The sequence below is a fragment of the Streptomyces sp. NRRL B-24572 genome (assembly GCF_002156145.1).
Lineage (GTDB): Bacteria > Actinomycetota > Actinomycetes > Streptomycetales > Streptomycetaceae > Streptomyces > Streptomyces vietnamensis.
In genome coordinates, this window is record NZ_MWIG01001064.1 from 1 (window position 1) to 2,255 (window position 2,255).

Annotated in this window: 1 protein-coding gene; it reads left to right on the top strand. The window is 74.6% G+C overall.

Annotated elements, in window-relative coordinates; all coding sequences use genetic code 11:
- Window positions 1-2,255 (top strand): amino acid adenylation domain-containing protein (locus CCN56_RS40175; RefSeq protein ID WP_143664827.1); only part of this gene is annotated, 2,255 nt, incomplete at both ends.

Consider the following 2,255-nt stretch of genomic DNA (forward strand, 5'->3'; position numbering starts at 1 on the left):
GCCGAGGCCACCCACCGCGGCGGACGCACCCCCGTCACCGTCGACGCCGCCACCCACCAGGCCCTCGAAGCCGTGGCACGGCGCAGCGGCGCCACCCTGTTCATGGTCCTCCAGGCCGCCCTGGCCGCCGTCCTCACCCGGCACGGCGCGGGCACCGACCTGCCGCTCGCCACCATGACCGCCGGACGCGACGACGAATCCCTCGGCGACCTGGTCGGCTTCTTCGTCAACACCCTCGTCCTGCGCACCGACACCTCCGGCGACCCCACCTTCGCCGAACTCCTCGACCGGGTCCGGCAGACCGACCTCGCCGCCTACGGGCACCAGGAACTCCCCTTCGACCGGGTCGTCGAGCACCTCAACCCGCTCCGCACCACCGCCCACCACCCGCTGGCACAGATCGTCGTCCAGCTCCACCACGACTACACGGGTGACGCCGCCGGCGCGAAGGGCCTCTTCCAGGAAGGCGGGCCGGCGCTCCTGGACACCGTCTCCACCAAGTTCGACCTGACCTTCGCGATGGAGGAGCGGCGGGACGCCGAAGGGCTGCCGATCGGGCTCGCCGGCGGCCTGGAGTACGCCACGGACCTGTTCGACGCCCCCACCGCCGCGCTGCTCGCCGCCCACCTGGAGCAGACCCTGCGGGCAGCGGCCACCGACCCCGGCGTACGGATCGGGGACGTGGACCTGCTCACCGCCGCCGACCGGTTCCGCCTCGTCAGCGAGTACAACGACACCGCGACCGTGGCCCCCGGCGCCCCGGAGACGATCCACGAGCTGATCGCCCGCCGGGCCGCGCGCACCCCCGGCGCGCCCGCCCTGATCACCGACGGGGAGACCGTCGGCTACGGAGGACTCGACGCCCGCGCCGGCGCGCTGGCCGCCCGCCTCCGGACCGCCGGCGTGCGCCGCGGCGACACCGTCGGCGTCCTTCTCGAACGCGGCGTGTCCCTGGTGGTGACGGCCCTCGCGGTCCTCAAGTGCGGGGCCGCCTACCTGCCCCTGGACCCGCGGCTTCCCGAGGCGAGGATCCGGCTGATGCTGGAGGACGCCGGGGTCCGGCTGGTGGCGACCGACCAGGACCACGCCGGGGTCCGGCTGGTGGCGACCGACGCGGACCACGCTCCCGTCGCGGTCGTCCCGACGCTCCTGCTCGTGGAGGCGCCCGACGCCGGGGAGCCCCTCGCCGAGGACGTTCCCGCCACCGGGGACGACCTGATGTACGTGATGTTCACGTCCGGGTCGACGGGCCGCCCGAAGGGCGTCGGCGTCACCCACCGCAACGTGGTGGAGCTCGCCCGCGACCGCGACGTCCGCGCCGGGGGACCGCACCGGATGCTGGTCCACTCGGCGACCGGATTCGACGCCTCCGTCTTCGAGATCTGGGTGCCGCTCCTCAACGGCGGCAGCCTCGTCCTCACCCGCGGCGACGGCACGGACCTGGCCGAGACCGCCCGCGCCGTCCGCGAACACGGCGTCACCACCGCCTACTTCACCGTCGGCCTCTTCCACGTCATGGCCGACGAGGGCCTGGACACCCTGCGCCTCCTGCGCGAGGTGTGGACCGGCGGCGACGTCGCCAACCCCGCCGCCGTCCAACGGGTCCTCACCCACTGCCCGGACACCGTCCTGGTCCACTCCTACGGCCCCACCGAGACCACCTTCGCCTCCCACAACCAGTGGTTCGGCACCGGCGAACGCGCCCTGCGGGGCGCCGGCCTCCACCTCGGCCGCCCGATGGACAACACCCGCAGCCACGTCCTCGACGACGCGCTGCGCCCCGTCCCGCCGGGCGTCCCCGGCGAGCTGTACATCGCCGGCGCGCACGTGGCCCGCGGATACGTCGGCCGGCCCGGACTGACCGCCGAGCGGTTCGTCCCCGACCCGTTCGAGCGGGACGGCAGCCGCATGTACCGCACGGGCGACCGCGTGCTGTGGACCCCCGCCGGTGAACTCCGGTTCCTCGGACGGGCGGACGGCCAGATCAAGCTGCGCGGCGTACGGATCGAACCCGGCGAGGTCGAGCGGACCCTCGCCGCGCATCCCTCGGTCGGCCAGGCGCTCGTCGTGGTCCGCGAGGACCGGCCCGGCGACAAGACCCTCGTCGGCTACGTCGTCCCCCGCAAGGACACGGCGGTCACCGAGGCCCGACTGATCGCCGAGCTGCTCGCCGAGGCACGGGCCGCGCTCCCCGAGCACCTCGTGCCCTCCGCCGTCGTCGTCCTCGACGCCCTGCCGCTCACCGTCAACGGCAA